Origin of the sequence: Pseudomonas citronellolis, from assembly GCF_029335315.1 — a bacterium.
Classification (GTDB): Bacteria; Pseudomonadota; Gammaproteobacteria; order Pseudomonadales; family Pseudomonadaceae; genus Pseudomonas; species Pseudomonas citronellolis_A.
Map to the genome: position 1 here is coordinate 1 of NZ_JARJLT010000009.1, position 671 is coordinate 671.

Genomic DNA, 671 nt, shown 5'->3' on the forward strand with positions numbered 1-671 from the left:
AACATTGCGCCCACCCCGCTACCCGCAGGCTATAGCGCGCGCTACACACTGAGCGACCCGACCCAGGCCCGCCTGCCGTTCACGCCGTACCGCGTAAGGGCTCCTCAAGGCGAGGTCTTCGAGGGCGTCACCGACAGGGCGGGGCGGACCATGACCGTGCATACCCTGCTGCCCGGCGACTTGACGGTCGACATGCCCGAAAGTGAAGGCCCCTTCGACGAACAGTTATGCCTGACCTGTGACAACGCCAGCGTGACGCCAGGCGTGAAATACGTCGCTCATCTGGCGGACGGCAGTACCCAGGAAGGTGAAATCGATCAGCAAGGACGCACCCAGCGCATCGTGACGCAGGAGTCCGTGCAGATCACCCAACTGGAACTGATACCGCCGCAGGACGCCGGCGCATCCTGTTGCTCCATGAAAGGCCCGGATGAGCCGCTGGTCGTCGACCTGACGGCCAACCCGGTATTCACCAACAGTGTGGATGTCGGAGCCTCTATCCAAACCGTGCCCTTGCCGGAAGGGGACGAACGCGCCCTGACCGCCGGCGAGATCGCCATGGCCCGCAGGGTCTTCCAGGACGCCATCGACTACAGCAGGGTCAAGGTGCACCACGGTGGCTGGTGGTTATTCCTGGGGCTGCAGAACACTGCAGTAACACCCAATGGGGA

The 671-nt window shown here is 63.6% G+C and carries 1 pseudogene; it reads left to right on the top strand.

What is annotated here, in order from left to right:
• Positions 1-150 precede the first annotated feature (150 nt).
• A pseudogene (locus P3W75_RS00755) lies at positions 151-671 on the top strand (type VI secretion system Vgr family protein); the annotation flags it as partial.